This is a genomic window from Mesorhizobium calcicola (genome assembly GCF_042682105.1).
GTDB lineage: Bacteria > Pseudomonadota > Alphaproteobacteria > Rhizobiales > Rhizobiaceae > Mesorhizobium > Mesorhizobium calcicola.
In genome coordinates, this window is the sequence record NZ_JBHUGY010000019.1 from 1 (window position 1) to 13,868 (window position 13,868).

The 13,868-nt window shown below is 60.2% G+C and carries 14 protein-coding genes and 4 pseudogenes; 6 read left to right on the forward strand and 12 right to left on the reverse strand.

Annotated elements, in window-relative coordinates; all coding sequences use genetic code 11:
- The first annotated feature begins 184 nt into the window (after positions 1-184).
- The 3 genes and pseudogenes from ACFSQT_RS11170 to ACFSQT_RS39810 all read left to right on the forward strand — a co-directional run bounded on the left by ACFSQT_RS11170 (position 185) and on the right by ACFSQT_RS39810 (position 1,752).
- A pseudogene (locus ACFSQT_RS11170) lies at positions 185-366 on the forward strand (YdcH family protein).
- A 323-nt stretch (positions 367-689) separates the two neighbouring features.
- Complete coding sequence (locus tag ACFSQT_RS11175) at positions 690-1,241, forward strand: flavodoxin-dependent (E)-4-hydroxy-3-methylbut-2-enyl-diphosphate synthase (RefSeq protein WP_379018491.1); 552 nt, start codon at positions 690-692, stop codon at positions 1,239-1,241.
- Entirely contained in the window at positions 1,126-1,752 is a 627-nt protein-coding gene (locus ACFSQT_RS39810) for a flavodoxin-dependent (E)-4-hydroxy-3-methylbut-2-enyl-diphosphate synthase (protein WP_465264326.1), read from the forward strand. The genes ACFSQT_RS11175 and ACFSQT_RS39810 overlap by 116 nt, the downstream gene beginning before the upstream one ends.
- A 3-nt stretch (positions 1,753-1,755) precedes the next feature.
- On the opposite strand, the pseudogene ACFSQT_RS11195 reads toward ACFSQT_RS39810, so the two are convergent.
- Both ACFSQT_RS11195 and ACFSQT_RS11200 read right to left on the reverse strand, forming a co-directional pair.
- A pseudogene (locus tag ACFSQT_RS11195) lies at positions 1,756-2,142 on the reverse strand (SDR family NAD(P)-dependent oxidoreductase); the annotation flags it as partial.
- A 127-nt stretch (positions 2,143-2,269) separates the two neighbouring features.
- Positions 2,270-2,735: pseudogene (locus ACFSQT_RS11200) on the reverse strand (Lrp/AsnC ligand binding domain-containing protein).
- 212 nt (positions 2,736-2,947) lie between these two features.
- Between ACFSQT_RS11200 and ACFSQT_RS11205 the strand changes: the two are divergent.
- Both ACFSQT_RS11205 and ACFSQT_RS11210 read left to right on the forward strand, forming a co-directional pair.
- The gene (locus ACFSQT_RS11205; protein ID WP_379018493.1) at positions 2,948-3,112 is read left to right on the forward strand and encodes a hypothetical protein; all 165 of its coding nucleotides are present in this window, start codon (positions 2,948-2,950) and stop codon (positions 3,110-3,112) included.
- Positions 3,063-4,256 carry a LysR substrate-binding domain-containing protein gene (locus tag ACFSQT_RS11210; RefSeq protein WP_379018495.1) on the forward strand — a complete coding sequence of 398 codons (1,194 nt, stop codon included), beginning with the start codon at positions 3,063-3,065 and terminating at the stop codon, positions 4,254-4,256. The genes ACFSQT_RS11205 and ACFSQT_RS11210 overlap by 50 nt, the downstream gene beginning before the upstream one ends.
- A 57-nt stretch (positions 4,257-4,313) precedes the next feature.
- On the opposite strand, the gene ACFSQT_RS11215 is transcribed toward ACFSQT_RS11210, so the two are convergent.
- Entirely contained in the window at positions 4,314-4,520 is a 207-nt protein-coding gene (locus ACFSQT_RS11215; protein WP_379018497.1) for a type II toxin-antitoxin system HicB family antitoxin, read from the reverse strand.
- Position 4,521: 1 nt separating this feature from the next.
- Complete coding sequence (locus ACFSQT_RS11220) at positions 4,522-4,737, reverse strand: type II toxin-antitoxin system HicA family toxin (RefSeq protein ID WP_379018499.1); 216 nt, start codon at positions 4,735-4,737, stop codon at positions 4,522-4,524.
- Positions 4,738-5,133: 396 nt separating this feature from the next.
- Here ACFSQT_RS11220 and ACFSQT_RS11225 point away from each other — a divergent pair, with 396 nt between their 5' ends.
- A complete protein-coding gene (locus tag ACFSQT_RS11225; protein ID WP_379018501.1) occupies positions 5,134-5,568 on the forward strand; it encodes a hypothetical protein in 435 nt (144 codons plus the stop codon).
- On the opposite strand, the gene ACFSQT_RS11230 is transcribed toward ACFSQT_RS11225, so the two are convergent.
- The 8 genes and pseudogenes from ACFSQT_RS11230 to ACFSQT_RS11265 form a co-directional block, all read right to left on the reverse strand.
- Positions 5,526-5,741, reverse strand: a complete 216-nt coding sequence (locus tag ACFSQT_RS11230) for a hypothetical protein (RefSeq protein ID WP_379018503.1) — start codon at positions 5,739-5,741, stop codon at positions 5,526-5,528. The genes ACFSQT_RS11225 and ACFSQT_RS11230 overlap by 43 nt on opposite strands.
- 270 nt (positions 5,742-6,011) lie before the next feature.
- Complete coding sequence (locus ACFSQT_RS11235) at positions 6,012-6,560, reverse strand: hypothetical protein (protein WP_379018505.1); 549 nt, start codon at positions 6,558-6,560, stop codon at positions 6,012-6,014.
- Between the two features lie 238 nt (positions 6,561-6,798).
- A complete protein-coding gene (locus ACFSQT_RS11240; protein WP_379018507.1) occupies positions 6,799-7,410 on the reverse strand; it encodes a type II toxin-antitoxin system PemK/MazF family toxin in 612 nt (203 codons plus the stop codon).
- Positions 7,411-7,557: 147 nt separating this feature from the next.
- A complete protein-coding gene (locus tag ACFSQT_RS11245) occupies positions 7,558-8,940 on the reverse strand; it encodes a hypothetical protein (RefSeq protein ID WP_379018777.1) in 1,383 nt (460 codons plus the stop codon).
- Between the two features lie 186 nt (positions 8,941-9,126).
- Positions 9,127-9,555 (reverse strand): annotated as a pseudogene (locus tag ACFSQT_RS11250) (TniQ family protein); the annotation flags it as partial.
- A gap of 2 nt (positions 9,556-9,557) precedes the next feature.
- Positions 9,558-10,634: an ATP-binding protein gene (locus ACFSQT_RS11255; RefSeq protein ID WP_379018509.1), complete on the reverse strand. Its 1,077-nt coding sequence runs from the start codon at positions 10,632-10,634 to the stop codon at positions 9,558-9,560.
- A complete protein-coding gene (locus ACFSQT_RS11260; protein WP_379018763.1) occupies positions 10,631-12,874 on the reverse strand; it encodes a Mu transposase C-terminal domain-containing protein in 2,244 nt (747 codons plus the stop codon). Before ACFSQT_RS11260 ends, ACFSQT_RS11255 begins: the two co-directional genes overlap by 4 nt.
- Positions 12,875-12,940: 66 nt before the next feature.
- Positions 12,941-13,522 carry a PDDEXK family nuclease gene (locus ACFSQT_RS11265; protein ID WP_379018511.1) on the reverse strand — a complete coding sequence of 194 codons (582 nt, stop codon included), beginning with the start codon at positions 13,520-13,522 and terminating at the stop codon, positions 12,941-12,943.
- Positions 13,523-13,868 lie beyond the last annotated feature (346 nt).

Below are 13,868 nucleotides of genomic sequence, written 5' to 3' on the forward strand. Positions count from 1 at the left end.
CCGGCACTTCTGCCACCGGCGCGCAGCCCATATCACATTTCACATTGTCGTGGAATGCTACCACGCAGCATTCGACATCGCTGCCGGATGGTGGCACAGTGTCATTGTGCTCGTCACAGAAGCGGACCTGCGGTGGACGCGCCGTGACGGCTGCAATCGAGCAAACCATGAAGGGAGAACCATCATGTCTCTTGCATCCCATCTTGATGAGTTGCAGCGGAAAAACACGGCGACATCGAGCGTGAAATCGATGACGCGATGAACCATCCATCGGTCGACGACCTCGAAATCGTGAATCTCAAGCGACGCAAGCTGGCACTCAAGGACGAGATTGAAAAACTGAGAGCACAACCAACCACGCATTGATGCCCTGCTGACATAGCCGCTTACGATCCGCGGCCTCTTTTGCCGGCGACGTCTGCCGCCGGTTAGGGCGGGTTTTTAATTTCCAGCGCTGGGCTTTCAGCCGAGGCTGGACCTCCAATGAGCTCAATTATCGCTTCGGCCTTCGCCGGATCGGGATCATTTCCGATTCCTGCGGCGGGGTCATTGTGGCCAGTGGCGACCTGTCGCCCATTGACAGCCATCTTTGCTCCTCCACCTCATGCCCGGACCTAGCGGCATCGCCCGGAGCGTAGTTTGTGCGTCCCAAGTGGACGCAAGACGCTCCAGAGACAAAAGGCTGCCGCATGACCGGATATTTTCCTCTCCCTTCCCCCGCCGCACGTCGGTCGGTGTCGATGTCGGCGGCGTGGTCGTCGGCGGCGGCCGCGCCTGTCGTCGTGCAGTCGATGACCAACACCGATACGGCCGATGTCGACCAGACCGTTGCGCAAGTTGCCGCACTGCACCGTGCCGGCTCCGAGATCGTGCGCATCACCGTCGATCGCGACGAGAGCGCGGCCGCCGTGCCGCGCATCCACGAAAGGCTGGCGCGGCTCGGCGTCAACGTGCCGCTGGTCGGCGATTTCCACTATATCAGGCCACAAACTGCTGGCCGACACCCGCCTGTCGCCGAGGCGCTGGCCAAATACCGCATCAATCCGGGCAATGTCGGCTGTCAAGGACAAGAAGGACCGGCAGTTCGCGGCGATCGTCGAGATGGCGATCAAATACGACAAGCCGGTGCGCATCGGCGGTCAACTGGGTTCGCTCGACCAGGAGCTTTTGACCCGGCTGATGGACGACAACCAGGCCCAGGGTTTCCCGCTGACGGCGCAGGAAGTGACGCGCGAGGCTGATCGTGCAGTCGGCCATTCTCTCGGCCGAAATGGCGGAAGAAAATCGGCCTTGGCCGCGAAAAAATCATCCTGTCGCCAAGGTCAGCGCGTGCAGGATCTGATTGCCGTCTATACCGGGCTCGCCACTCGCTCCAACCATGCGCTGCATCTCGGCCTGACCGAGGCCGGCATGGGTTCGAAAGGCATTGTCGCCTCGTCCGCCCGCCATGGGCATCCTGCTCCAGCAAGGCATCGGCGACACCATCCGCATCTCGCTGACGCCGGAGCCGAACGGCGACCGCACGCGCGAGGTGCAGGTGTCGCAGGAGCTGCTGCAGACCATGGTGTTTCAGGCAGTTCGTGCCGATCGTCGCTGCTTGCCCCGGCTGCGGCCGCACCACCTCCACCGTGGTTCCAGGAACTCGCCCGAGAACATCCAGGCGATCTGCGGAAGAACATGCCTGTGTGGCGCGAAAGACTATCCGGCGTCGAGAACCTCAAGTGTCGCGGTGATGGGGCGGTCGAGATGTGATGATGCGCCGGCCTTCTGCTTGACCATCTGCGGTGCCACGATGCGCACACGGCCGGATGACGTTCGCAGATAGACATCATGCCGGTGTGCCACTGCTCGTCCGTGATCTCGAGGATCGGCGGCGCGCGGCCCGTGGCCGCCGCTGTTGACCAGCACGTCGATGCGTCCCAAAGCGCTCCCAGCGTCAGGTCGACGAGGCGCTCGCAGATCGTCGTTCGACTGGTTGGAGCCGGTGACGCGAGCCCGCCAAGCTCCTCTGGCGAGCGCCTCGCCCTTGCCCGAGAGAGGACAGGATGCAACCTTGAAGCCATCCGCCGCCAGGCGCTCGCCGCCGCCGCCCCACATGCCGCTGCCGCCAGCCACGACGACAGCTGTTTTTTCTGAACTCATCTGATTTTCCTTCTTGGGTTGGCGGCGGGCCGTGGCAGTTGGCGGTGTATAGCCGGTTTCGTCGGCCAGTTCGAACCAGAAAGCCTGAACCAGCATGCAGAAAAACGCGAGCATGTCGCTGGGAGTTTCAGACAGGCAACAGGGCGTCGGGCTTCACATTGGCGATCGAGGCGTAGGTGTGCGTTTCCCGGACGCCGGGCCAGCAGGTCAGGATGACCCGCTGCCAGGCAAATCCTGGAATACCGCCATGTCGGCGATGCGCGCCTTGACCAGATAGTCGAAACCGCCGACCACCATGTGGCACTCGATGATCTCGGCGCGCCGCAACACGCCTCGGCAAAGCGGTCGAAGACATGCGCGCGCGTGTGGTCGAGCCGCACCTCGATGAAGACGAGCTGCGCCTGCCCGATCTGGCGGTGTCGAGAACGGCTCGCACCGCGCGGATGAAGCCTTCGGCGAACAGCCGCTTGACGCGCTGCGCCGCTCCGGTCGGCGACAACCCGACCCGCCGCGCCAGGTCGAGCGTCGTTGCGGCGGCCATCCTCCTGCAACAAGCGCAGCAGCGAGCGGTCGATACGGTCGAGATCGTCCATTTCAGGATTCACACATTTTAGCCAAGACAAGCGTGATAACCACGCAAAAATCGCAAAACAGCTATATTTCATCACGCCACCGGATCGCATACCGTTGCCGTGCACTCCAGCCGACAAACGAAGGCGGACCCCATGACGACAGCCCTATCGATCTCCCGCAGCGCCCAGGCCAACGGGCGATACACCAGTGCTCTTCCTGGAGCGAAGCCGAGGTGAAGACCTGCATCGACCTTCGCCAGCTTCTCGAGGCGCTGGCCGGCGGCTTCAAGGCGCTAGCCGGCGGCAAGGTCGTCAATCCGGCGCGATGGCCGCAGCTCGACATCCCCGATGCAGGCTATTCGCTGGCGATGCCGGCCTGGATGGCGGCATGCATCTGACGGTGAAGATTCGTCAACGTCTTTCGAAGGCAACATAGCCCGGGCCATCCCCAGCCATCTCGCCACCATCCATCTCTTCGACCCGGAAACGGGCATGCCGGTCTGCGTCATGGACGGTACCTATATCACCGCCAGTGCGCACCTCCGGCTCGGCCGTGCTCTCGTGCTGCGCGAACTCGCCCGGCGCGACGCCAAGGTCGCGACGGGTGGTCGGCGCCGGCGTGCAGGCCGGCCAGCACCTCAACCTTCTGCCGCTCGTGCGCGACTTCTATCCAGCATGGCTGTTTTCGTAAAGGCCGTCGAAGTCGGCTCGTTCGCCGCGGCGGCTGACGTACTCGACCTGTCTGCCCCGATGGTCGGAAAACATGTCAAAATGCTCGAGGACCATCTGGGCGTCCGTCTCATCAACCGCACCACGCGGCGTCAGAGCCTCACCGAAACCGGGCAGTGCTTCTACGAGCGTTGCAAGACAGTGTTGATGGAGGTCGAAGCGGCAGAGGCATGCGTGGCGGAAAGCCGTGCGATGCCGCGCGGCCGGCTGCGTGTGAATGCACCCGTGACTTTCGGCGCCCATTGTCTCGCGCCAATCCTGCCTGAGTATTTGCGGGCCTATCCCGAGGTGTCGGTCGATCTCAGCTTGAACGATCGCGTCGTCGACCTTGTCGAGGAGGGCTACGATGCGGTCGTCCGGGTCGGGGCCTTGTCGGACTCGAGTTTGATCGCCCGTCCTCTGGCGCCTTATCGCTTGGTCGCTTGCGCCGCGCCGAGCTATCTGGCTGAACGCGGCACACCGTCGTCACCCATGGACCTTGGCGATCACGAATGCCTTGGATTCGTTCATTGGGCGCCGCGTGGTTCTTGGGAATTCAAGGATGCAAATGGCGCCGCGAGAACGGCAGCAATTGCTAGCCGACTGACCACGAACAGCGGTCAAGCCCTCCGCGCAGCGGCACTTGCGGGCTTTGGGATTATCCTCCAGCCCTTCGCGCTGCTAGCTGGGGATCTCGAAGCCGGACGGCTGGTCCAACTGCTGTGCGACTACGAACCGCCATCGCGGTCCATGCACATTCTCTTTGCGCCGGACGAGCGGCCCGGCCCAAAGCTCCGCAGCTTTGTCGACTTCATGGTGCAGCATTTCGGATGAAATGGCATCAACAAGCCGCTCCCGCGGCTGAAATCCAAAGGGCGGAGCCTTTGCCTTCTATGCCTCTACATACTCCGCGAGGCTGACACCTTTGGGCACATCCAACCCGTCGGCTCGCAAGCCTTCGATGTGAAAGCGTATTGCATCGCGAATTTCGATTTCCACCTCAGGCACAGTCGCACCGGTGGCGATGCAGCCGGGCAGGTCCGGCACATAGGCGGAAAAATTATTTCCTGCCTTTTCGATCACCACCGCGTAACGCATGTCATCGCTCCTTCAAACCGGACTGCTTGAGGATGCTGTTCAGTGTTCCTGGCGCAACCTCTTCAGAAGGCTTGCCGGCCACCGTGACGCGGCCGGCTTTGATCTTGTGCTTATATTGGCGATGACTGTCCCTGGTTGCAACCAGATACCAGCCGTCGGCCTCCAGCAGGCGAATGACTTCGCGAACCGCAAGCCGAGGCGGTGGTACGGGACGCAAAGTTGTATCCAGGCCCCTTCGGATCTAATTGAAATTGCAGGCATATTTTTTAGGAAGATATTCCACACCCAAAGTTAGGTACCTGTGAGACGCAAAGTTGTATCCTGGAGTGCCGGGAGATGGCTGTCCGCGGTCGTTTTCGGCTTTCATAACCAAGCGTCGGCACCTCTCTAGTCCTCGTAAAAGTTTTCCGGCTCCTCCCGGAGGCTTCCGTGCGGCTCAAAGTAATGCCAGAAAGCAAGTTGGGTGCAGGAAGCGTTGAACGATGCCTGTTTAAGGCTTTTCCGGACTGAAGCGGCGTCTTCGACACCTGTTGCGAGGGTTCCACCGCTCAGGCTTCTTCCTCATCGCTAAACGGCCCTCACGTCTTGGCCTGGGACGAAGCTAGAAAGAATCGTGGCACCGATTGACGCCAGCAAGCCGGCGCCTGACCCTTCCTTCAACAGGAGCATAAGGTTGACGGCGATGGAAAACGGGACGCGATATTTTTGCAGGCTGACCGAGGATGAAAAGCTTTACGTCCTCGCCGAGCTCGAGCGGTCCGGCAGTGTCAGAATGATGGCCAACGTCTTGAAGGGGAACTTCTCGGACTTGGCGACCTCGGCGTCGAAGGACGTCAGGGCGAAGTACGCACGATGGCAGGAAGTCACAAAGAAGTGGCAGGCCATCGAGGCGGAATGGGGCGAGGGGGCCCTCCTGAAGCTCGATGATCCGGTCTTCGTGGACTTGCGTGCAAAAGGGCTGTTAAATTCGGATATCATCCGCAATGCGGAGGCATATGCTGCCGCTCATTCTGGCTTGCCGGAATTCAACACTCCGAGCGCCTTATGAGCGTCGCCCAAGTCACCAACCACTGTGTGTCGTTTCCCGGTCTTTGCCGGAATGACCACGTAGGCAACATGCTTTCCGTCCTTCCACAGGTCAAAGATTTCGCCATCCGGACTGCTGTCGGCCGGAACTTCTTCGATCTTCGGGTCGATGTCGTCGGAGTGTTCCACAGACAAAGTCTCGCTCCTTCTTTGGCTTCGGCTTAGGCAGCTTTCGAATCCTTGCCGTTCCGCTGGTTAGCGCGATCCGGCGATAGTCGGCAATCAAGGATTCACCGTTTGATGTCAAGCATTGCGGCCAGGAGGGCTGGTCGACGTCTCCGCAATGAGTGCTGTACGCCTGAGGTTAGCTCGCGGCCGCCGCCCACTATGGTGCCGTCCGTGCGGTTCCTGGGGCGCGACGCCTATGGGACAGTGAAGGCGAACGCAAAACCCAGTTCTGGCAGTTCAGAATCGGAGAGAGGGTAAGCGAGCCTCGGCTATCTCGGCTTCGAAACGCCTCAGTAGGGCATCCCTGCGCCTGTCGTTTTCGGCAATATCCGCATCGGTATGCGTAATCGGACGCGTCAGGTCGGCCTCGTTGTAACGCTGGCCCTTTCTGTATGGCGATCCCGGCGGCGCGAACTCCACCTTGTAGGTGAGGAACGCCATCGTCGCGTCGCCGCTGAGCCGCCTTATGTCTTCAGGAAGGATCACCTCCTTGTATGCGCGCATGAAGTCGACGCCATTCCTTTCGGCCGATGGTAACGGAAGGCTCTGCATGGCGGTTTCGAGCTCGTCGGCAGGGAGGCTCAGGATGACTCGGTACGAATACCTTGAGTTTCCAACCGTCAGTTCCCAGAACGGCGGCAGCGCTGGATCGTTGAAGGCCTTGCGTATGAAACGGACAATGTAGTTTGGAGTGCGTCGGGTACCGTTCTCGTAGAAAACTGTCGCAGGAATGCCCAAGTAAGCGTCAGTGCCAGTAGGGCGGTTCATGTTTTTCCTGCGGCGCATGCTTCGTCTCCTCGACATCTCGGGAGAAGTTTGCTCGGCACAATGCAAGCTTCAAACACCTGGATGCAGCGACTTAACGCGACCTCAGGGCTTGAAAGTCCTTAAACAAAGGAAGCCTTGAAGAGGAAAACTGAAAAAGGCAGCCTGTTCAGCTGCCTTTTTAATCCACCCTCAGGTGGTAACTTTGATGACCCTTTCGGGCCAGTGTGGTCGCAACCACGAAGACACACATAAGCGATCAAGTCTCAACAGTCAAGGGTTGGGAAGACCCCGCCGGCACGGTCATCTCGTCGAGCCGCTGCCAAAAATAAGCTTCGCGCTGCGCATCCTGCTCGGCGACCATGGTCGACATGGTCTGAATATGGGTTTGTGCCAAATCATTCAAGGCTTGTTTCGCACGGCTTTCATAGAGATTGCGCAATGCAACCATTCCATTGGCTACGGCGTCGAGAATACCCTCGAAGTCAGAATGAGAGACCTTAGGCACAACAGGCCCGGTTTCCCCGATGTATCTTTCCAATCTCGACAGTTTGACCGTCATCACGTGGTTGCAGACTGCCCACACGGGACGATCATCAACTGGATTAGGATTCTGCGAAAGCGAGAAAACGTAAGGTGGAAATCGACCAGTGGCGCCAGGGGTCGGCTCACTGCTGGTTATTGGCACGAACGTAACGCATTCCGTTAGCTCATTCAGGGTTTTCGTTCCACTCAGAATGACACCAGGATGGAAGCCCGTGAACTCCGGTTCGGCCGAATCTTCGAAGGTCCCGATCCAGTATACCTCTCGAGGCGATGGCGCGTACCTGATGCTGAGTTTAGTTGTATCCCAACCTCTTGTGCCTCTCAATTTCTGTTCTCTCCTTTGCGGCCATAGCCTGCACAGACAATAAACGGCGGCAAATTTGTCATGGTATTACGCCTCGTCGGTACCTTTTTCGTCTCCAATTGGAAATCCCCAATTCCAGTATGACGCCTGTTCTCACCAACGGGCTTTCTAGTCATATCGACTTGCTTCGGATGCAATCGGATGCGGCGGGGTTGCAACCTTGCTCGCGCTCACCCCCTGCTTCCTACTCATTTTCAAAACTGACGCCTTGTAGTAGGTCCAGGCGTCGCGATTGTCGGCCTCGAAGCGCTCAACGGATTGCCTGTCGTAGAAAAACGCACCGACCATTTCCGGAAGCAGGGTAGGCAGGATTCCGGCCAGCCGGAGAAGGGCGCGGACCTGCTTATGGTGCATGCAAGTCTTCTGGCAGAGTTCGCCCAGCGAAACGAAGCGCGTCCTGAACGCCTCTGCGGTCTCCCGTGAAACGACCGGGATTATCCGCCTCGCGTCAGGGCTGAATTCCTCAACAAGCGTCAGGTAGCGCGACGCGATCAACGCGTTCACGACGCGATCATGCGTCCCCGGAAGGAAAGCTTCTGTCTCCTCCTTGGTAAGGTTTGTGCGCGTCTCGCGCGAACGCACGATCCGCGTCATCTCGTCGGCGTCCAGGAGCAGTGCCATGTAGTCCATCCTCCCGACAAGTCTGCCTTTCCAGCTCAGCTTCCCCGTGAAGACCATGTCGAGAAGGTCTGGAATGCTGCAGGAGGACGCACGCCGCGCGCCGATAACATCGACCTGGCGCTCGGTTGGCTCTGAAACTGCGCAAGCGCCTTCGAAAAGGCGGAACCGAAGCTGTTCGACAACTTCTGTTGAGAAACGTCGCTTGGCATTCCGTCGAGAGCCTGTATCTGCCAATGCGGAAAGGTGGCCGCCGGCGACCAAGGCCTTCAGGTGGAGGCGGGGAACGCCGAGAAGCTTCTCGACCTCCGGAGCAGTGATCGCATCCTTGAGCTCCGAAACGACTCGATGGACCTCGCCGGACGTGACAAGGATGCGATGGTCCATGACCCCGGATCGCTCTCCCGCGCCGTCGACGCCCATCCGTTTGAAAAGCCGACGGATGGTGAGGGCATGCACACCTGAGTCCCGGGCCGCGGTGCGAACCGTGTGGATCTTGCGGTCGCCCGCTGGTTCTCCGAGCACGTCGGTCCCGGGTTCGATCGGCATGGTCTCAAGGGCGAAGTGGCGCACGGCGTCGCGCAGCTTGCGGTAGGCCGGATCGTCCACCGTCTTTTGGAGCAGGCCGTATGCGTAGCCATAGGTGTCGCGCGGCCCCCAGAACCCACGTGTGGAAGACTGCGCGTCGTTGAGCCTTGCGAGAAGCATGCGAAGAGATTTCTCACCGGCGCTGGCGATGCGGAATCCTTCATCGGCGGCTGCGGCCCAGTCGGTGGCGATGAACTTTGCAACCTTGACCTTGGGCTCGTGGAGCGAGGAAATGCCGAGGGCCTCGCAGAATGGCGCCGCCACGTATAGCGGGAGGTCATCCAACCAGTTCTCCTGCGACCGCATTCCGCGGAGCCGATCCTGAAGCCAAGCCTGGAAAGGGGACACACTCGCAGAGGCGGCCGCGTCCGCCATCTGGGGAAGGCTTGGCATCAACGTACGCATTGTGCCGCTGAAATCGAATGGAGCGAAGGGCGTCCTGATCGGCTTCGTCGCGGACAGAAAGACTTTGTGCCGACCACAGGAACGAAAATGCGACAGGGTCCATTCAAGCCGGAGCCAAGGTCTGCTGGACGACGGACCATCATAGTGGTCCATATCCTCCCTCGCGCAGCGGGCGCAGAACCGGAAATACGTCCGGTTGACGGCTAGCCGGACGAATGTCTCGTCGGCTACATCATAGAATCTGCCGCCCCTGGGAATAGGCGTAAACCTCAGCAGGTTTTCAGGATCTGCCCGCCCAAGGGTGGCAATGTCACGCACGACCGAGGCAATGCCTTTGTCGAGGCTCCGCTGTTGGATGCACATGTCCCGCAGGAGATCCCTGAGCGAACGGCCGTTCAAAGCGGCGAGGCGGGACGCGAAACCCGCTGCCGGCTCCTGCTCCTCGAGCTGATAGGCAAACGCAAGCGGTTCAAGGGCCCGCCCGTTCTTCCTCACGATCAGTACTCCTCGATCATGAATAGGCCGGGCTCCAAGCGCATCCAGTCATCAACGAGGAAGGGGTTCATTTCGTCATGCCCTCGGGCCTGCGAATGTTCGATGTAGGCGAGGGCGAAATGGTCGCGTGTCAGAACGTCCACATTTTTCGATGCCGCCTGCTCAATCGCGGCGAGAATCACCTGAGCGATACGTCCATACCGATACCTAGCCGCATGCGCGATACGGTCCGGGAGGTCGCTTTCCAGGACCTTGGCGGGGTTGAGCCCGGCCGCTTCGCCCATAGCGGCCACGACATTGAGGATGAGGATGCGCTCTTCCGGAAGAACGACATCCGGAAGGTGCAGGTGCCGTGCGCGCCGCTCGATTTGCTCGTCAAGCTTGGCCAGAGATGTGATGCTCGGCATCCCGGACATGACGAAGCTGACAGGCCAGGGCTTGTAGTTCATGACACCCTTGAGTGCCTTTCTGACGGAGTCCCGCTCCCTGTCGGATTCGGTGAGTTTCAGCAGGTGCTGCGTCTCGTCGATGTGAATGAGGAGAACCTTTCGCAGGTGCAACTGCTCGGGAAGGATGTCCCACACTTCGCCCTGTTCGTACTTGCGGGTGATCTTGTACCCAGCCTTTTGCAGGATATTCAGACCCAGAAACTTGAGGGTCGAAGGCCCCATCAGCGTGAGCGAGATCACGGGCTCGATGATGCCATAAGACTTCTGGATCGGAGCTAGCGTGGGGTTTTCCTCAAGCATCCGATCCACCAAAGTGGTCTTTCCCGCCCCGCTTTCGCCGGTTACGAACAGGATGCGGCCGTCATCGCGACGAAGGTTCTTCTTCGCCAGCATCATCGTCACGAAGCGTGAAAGGACGCCTTTGGCGACGTCGTCCCGTCCACAGCGCACGTACACACTTTTCGCGCGTTGCAGCACGTCCTTGACGCGCTTCTCTTTCTCGCTGAGGCGGTCCTCGATCGTATCCAGGAAGTCGTCGTCGGACATGGCATCGGTCCAACCCGTCGGGAGCGTACCCTCGGCACGCTCGTGATCTGCGCGGAGTCCTTGATCGGCAAGTTGACGCGTCATTCGTCTTCTCCGTCATAGAGGTTCATGCTTCCGCCGAATGGCGTCGGCTTTGGTGAACTTTCTTCGAGGGGCGACTCGGGAGACGGGAGGGACTTCTGCCCGGTATCGACACGGCGTCGCGTCGAGAGCGCGACGACTGTACCCAAACCGTCGCCCTCGGGTTCCTCGGCCGCAAGTTCAACAGACCCAAATCCTGCCCTGCCGGAGAACGCGATCCGAGCCTCGATCAGGTCCATCGTCTTTTCCGTGATTTCGTGGGTCGCGATGGCGGCCCTCTTGCGGACGTTTTCTGCCAGATCTAGGAAGTGCCGATGGGCATCGATGCGGATTGTTCGGCCAGCTTGCTGTTCGGCCTTAACGAACTCGCGCACAGCTCGCTTCGCCAGGAGCGTTTCAGCGAGCGTCTTCCCGTTGCCTGTGCCATCCACGCTGGGAACCGTGAGGAAGGCATGGTCTTCGGGGACTTCTTTGATCCGCCCCCTGAACTGCTTGGGAATCCGGACGAATAGGTAGCCGAGGTCCTCAGGCTCGACGATGACGTCGACCTTCTTCTGACCCAAGAGAGCGTAGAGGCGGGCGAGTTCCAGCGAGTTGTATGAAATCCCCAGGAATTCGACGCCGTGCTTGCTGATGCTGCGGTCTTTGCGCCGCAGCCCGAAGGCAACGGCCAGCTGTTGCTCGGAAGGGGCAGGCGGCAAGCCAGCTTTTTCAAGCTCCATCCATTTGCCGTACGGCGTCCGGCCCTCGAGGCCACGGTGGGGGCGGAGATGGTAGTAGTCGACGATGAATACGATGACGGTCTTGTAGAATTCTCCGACCGTCAGCGCCGCGAGCTGTTCCGCCGGATAGTCTCCCCGTTCGACAACGTTAGCGAACGCCCGTCCGGCGAAGTAGCGGCAAAGGCGCTTCATGTAGCGGAAAAAGGCTTCGACCGTGCCGCGCATTCGGGGGTCTTGCTCGGGGATCACACGACTGATGTTGGCGCGCATCGCTGCGTCATCGAATTCTCTGCCGTACGCCGGTCCTCCGTCAGTCGCCACGTAGGTGGGACGGCCATGCATATGCCAAGAGGCTTGCGCTCCCGCCGCAGCCGCTAATTCGGTCTTGTCGACCATTACCGACCTGAGCGCGGGCTTCGTCGTGGCAGTCGAGGGGCTGTTGATGGAGAGGTTGAAGCCGACGATGCATCGAGACGCGCAGCAGATGCCTGCCGTAAACGCCATCCGGACGCGGGGCACGAGCTTTCGTTGCTCGGGCGTCAAGGCCTTCCAGATTGCGGAGCGCTCGATGAGCGTGTGGAGGTCGACTTCCCAGTCGTCCATCTCGACCCGGCCCAACGCCGTCGTGATCGAGAGTCCCTTACCGACCGGAGTGTACTTCCGAAGAGCGTAGTCGCTGCCCTCGCGGCCGGCGTCGACCATGAAGGGGTCAAGCGCATGAATCCTGCGGCGAACGGCGTTGGGGCTGGCGTAGACTTGCTGGTGCTGCGGCAGCGTTTTGTTAATTTCGTAGAGGGCCAGCTCAACGTTCTCACAGATGTCCGCCATCTTGGGTTTCAGGATGCTGGCGAACTTTTGGACTTCGACCGCGATCACTGCGGCAGCGCGCTGATCGAGCTGGCTGCGGTTTCCGCAGTTCGAATAGCGAGGACGGAAGCTGTCCATGCGGCAGTGCCCTGCGATGAACTTTGCAAGCCATTTCTTCAAAGAGGGAGGACTTGGGTAATCGAACGCCTTCCGCACTTCGCCTGGGAGTCGCCGGCCGGGCCGCCTCCGCTCTCCGAATGTGTCGAAATACCAGCGATCCATGCGGTCCGCGTTCTCCTCAATAAAACGCGCGCAGTCGTCGATCGTGCGGCGGGGTCGCCAACGCTCTTCGACGTTTGCCGCGGCGTCCAAGAAACGAACGCACCATTCCTTCTTCCAGGCGACGGTCCTCAGATCCTCTTCCGAAAGGTCGCTGAGGTCGGAGTCGTCGAACCGCACCCGTAGGATTCCAATGGCCTTCGAATAATAGCCTTCGTCGATGCGCATGCGCTTCGAACGGATAAAGCCGTTGATCTCCTTGTCCGTCTTCACCACGAAGAAATCCTCGGCGATCAGGTCGCCGGTCACGGGCTGCAGCACGTGCGAGTCCTTGACCTTGCGCTCGACCCTGAAGGACTGACCGTCGATGACAAGCCTGTCGTGGCGGCCAAATAGGTGAGATCTCTCGTGGCTTCCCGCCAAAGCCGGATTCATCAGTTTCACGCCCCCCTCCATTTCCTTGTTTTCCTTTGCCTTTATAAGTTTGCCGTGAGGATTGGATTAACGACGGTTTTCGCGTGCGGCGCGGTTGACGAGGAGCGCGTTGTCGGTCAGCCGGACGTTCGCCGGAACCTTCAGGAGTCCTTTCTGGACTAAGGCCACGGCGGCGCGTCGCCCGCGTTCACCCAAGCCTGTCACGCGGACGACGTCGGCGAGCAGGACCCGCGCGGGAAGCCCTTGCAGCGCGGCGGTCACGAGCGCCTGGCCTTCGAAGTCGAAGTCGGACGCATACGCCAGGATTTCCCTGGCGTTCTCGATCTGCGCCAGCGTCAGGTCTTTCTCGGTCAGGATCCGGAACTCGTCGGCGAACCGATCGCCCTGTTGTTCAGAGATAAGCCGGAGCGTTTCTCGGAGGTCGTCATCCACGTCCTGCTCGTACTTGACGGCGTAGGCGATCCTGCCGGATGCCTGTCGCTGGACGAAGTCGAAATAATGTTTTCGCTTCTTGCCATGTTGGATGTACTCCGCTTTCTGCTGTTCGCGGATCTCCTGAGTTTCGGCGAGGGTGAGGAGGACTACAAGGGCGGACTCTTCTAGATCGCTTTCGAACCAAATGCTCCTGCGACGGAACGGATCGACCACGGCGCCTACCTTGGAGCCGCGCTTCCTTGGTCGCGGCACCCGGTTGGCTACGCTGTCCTCGACGTCTACCGCAGGGGCATCCCGGCCCCAGTCACGTGGAGCGGCATCGGTATAGACCAGCCCCCGGACGAGCCGCGGATCTCGGCCACGTGATGGTTGGCGAGCACGTCAGAACGGAAGCTGAACCCATGGACGGACGTCTTCAAGGCTTCGGCGAGCAGGAGGTTGTGGCAGCGCATGTTCGTTTCCCTTGCGACAATTGCAGCGCATCGCCGACAGGCGATGAAATGCATCGATAGGCCGAGCAGGAGACGGGAAGGTTTCGGACAGCAGGCGGGAACGAGGC

Bases quoted from the DNA above. Each gene is read 5' to 3' on its own strand.
- ACFSQT_RS11175 (WP_379018491.1), top strand. From the start codon at position 690: ATGACCGGATATTTTCCTCTCCCTTCCCCCGCCGCACGTCGGTCGGTG.
- ACFSQT_RS11210 (WP_379018495.1), top strand. From the start codon at position 3,063: ATGCAGGCTATTCGCTGGCGATGCCGGCCTGGATGGCGGCATGCATCT.
- ACFSQT_RS11215 (WP_379018497.1), bottom strand. From the start codon at position 4,520: ATGCGTTACGCGGTGGTGATCGAAAAGGCAGGAAATAATTTTTCCGCC.
- ACFSQT_RS11235 (WP_379018505.1), bottom strand. From the start codon at position 6,560: ATGCGCCGCAGGAAAAACATGAACCGCCCTACTGGCACTGACGCTTAC.
- ACFSQT_RS11255 (WP_379018509.1), bottom strand. From the start codon at position 10,634: ATGACGCGTCAACTTGCCGATCAAGGACTCCGCGCAGATCACGAGCGT.
- ACFSQT_RS11260 (WP_379018763.1), bottom strand. From the start codon at position 12,874: ATGAATCCGGCTTTGGCGGGAAGCCACGAGAGATCTCACCTATTTGGC.